This window comes from Streptomyces sp. NRRL B-24484 (genome assembly GCF_000717715.1).
In the GTDB taxonomy this organism is placed as follows: Bacteria; Actinomycetota; Actinomycetes; order Streptomycetales; family Streptomycetaceae; genus Kitasatospora.
Genome location: NZ_JOAI01000117.1, coordinates 1 through 1442, shown reverse-complemented (window position 1 = coordinate 1442; position 1442 = coordinate 1). Strand labels below are relative to the sequence as shown.

The 1442-nt window shown below is 73.9% G+C and carries 2 protein-coding genes and 1 pseudogene; 1 reads left to right on the top strand and 2 read right to left on the bottom strand.

The annotated features are described in order from the left end of the window. Nucleotides 1–234: 234 nt before the first annotated feature. A complete protein-coding gene (locus tag IE98_RS0141475) occupies nt 235–417 on the bottom strand; it encodes a hypothetical protein (protein WP_030277905.1) in 183 nt (60 codons plus the stop codon). Nucleotides 418–617: 200 nt separating this feature from the next. Between IE98_RS0141475 and IE98_RS0141470 the strand changes: the two genes are divergently transcribed. Next, the gene (locus IE98_RS0141470; protein ID WP_052391631.1) at nt 618–1034 is read left to right on the top strand and encodes a DUF6210 family protein; all 417 of its coding nucleotides are present in this window, start codon (nt 618–620) and stop codon (nt 1032–1034) included. Here IE98_RS0141470 and IE98_RS52815 read toward each other — a convergent pair. After that, nucleotides 937–1338: pseudogene (locus IE98_RS52815) on the bottom strand (hypothetical protein); the annotation flags it as partial. The gene IE98_RS0141470 and the pseudogene IE98_RS52815 sit on opposite strands and share 98 nt — an antisense overlap. Between the last annotated feature and the right edge of the window lie 104 nt (nt 1339–1442).

The following is a 1442-nucleotide window of genomic DNA, read 5'->3' as shown; positions in this document are numbered from 1 at the left end:
ACCGAGGACCTCTGCGACGACCACTTCGAGCGCACCCGCGACGAGGCCCGCGGGGCCGACCTGTTGACCGTCTGCGTCCCGGAGGGCTGGGCACAGGTCTGGGTCGGACGTACCCGCGGGGGCGAGGTCGCGGTGGTCGTCGTGCCCGGTGCGATGCTCACCGGCCCCTGAACCCGACCCCGGCCCCGACACGCAGGGCCCGGCCGGTTCCCGGGCGATGTGGCGGACGGCGGGCTACTTCCAGCCGATGACCAGGTGGGCGGGGAGGACGACGGTGAGGAACCGGACGAGCACCGCCGCGACGACGACGATCAGGATCGCGCCCAGCGGCGAGGTCGGCTCGAACCACTTGCGCACCAGCGCCCTGAACGTGACCTCGGGTGCACCGGGCGGCCGGGTGGTGGGGGCGGTGCTCATGCGCTCTCCCGCTGTCCTCGCCGGGTCGTGAAGATCATGGACGGCATCCCGCGGAGCAGGCTGCCCGGCGAATCCGGAAGCGGCGCTGCTCGCCCGGCTCCCGCCCCTGAGCCGGCCGTAGGGAAGACCCGCACCCAGGAGTTCCGCCGCGCTTCGTCCTCCTCGATCCGGACGGCACCAGTGGCGGCGGCCGGTTGTCCGTGGTGGTCGAGGCACGGACGGGGATCGCCCACCAGCAGCAGTACGGCGGGACGGCCTGCCGGCGGGGGCAGGTCGAGGGGTTCCCGGTGCCGTTGTTCGACCGGACCGGGCCGGATGCCCTGCGCGAGCTGTTCGAACAGCCGTTCCGCGGCGCCGGCACCTGGAACCGCGCATGGTCGGAGGACGAGCGGGGCGGGCTCCGCGAGAGCGTCGGAGCCGTCCGCTACTGGGCCTGTGACGGGACGTCCGAGGAGCCGCACCGGCTGTGGCCGGACGAGTGCCGGATCCGCGAGGTCGACGAGGCCTGGGTGCCGGTGATCACGCCGGACGGCCCCGGCGTGCTGGTGTGGTCCAACTCGGACCGACCCGCACCTCCCCCTCGCGGGCTTGGCCGCGGCCGGACCCGGGCGCGGTGAGCGCGGCCGGGCGGAGGGTGCCGGTGCCCCACCGGTGGTCGGCCCGGTCGATGACGGGTTCGAGGGTGCGGCGGTCCTCGGTCTGCGGGTCGAAGGTGAGCTGGGTGTGGCCGGTGGCGGCCGGGGCGAGGTGGGCGACCCGGACGGTGACGGCGCGGATCCGGGCCCGCTGCAGGCCGAGCGAGGTGAACGCCGCGTAGAGCGTGTCGGTGAGGCGGGGGGTGTGGGCGGTGGGCTCGCGCAGGGTGCGGGTACGGGTGGTGCTGCTGCGGTCCGCGTAGGTGATCTGGAGTTCGACGGCGCGGCAGGTCTTACGAGCTGGTGCGTGATTGCGGCGAGTTGGACATGGCTGCCTCGGACGGCATGATCTTCGTCGTGTCGATCATGGTGAACCGTGCGGTCCTCGGG

What these genes read in the sequence shown, in the direction of transcription:
- IE98_RS0141475 (WP_030277905.1), bottom strand. Translation starts at nt 417, where the DNA reads ATGAGCACCGCCCCCACCACCCGGCCGCCCGGTGCACCCGAGGTCACG.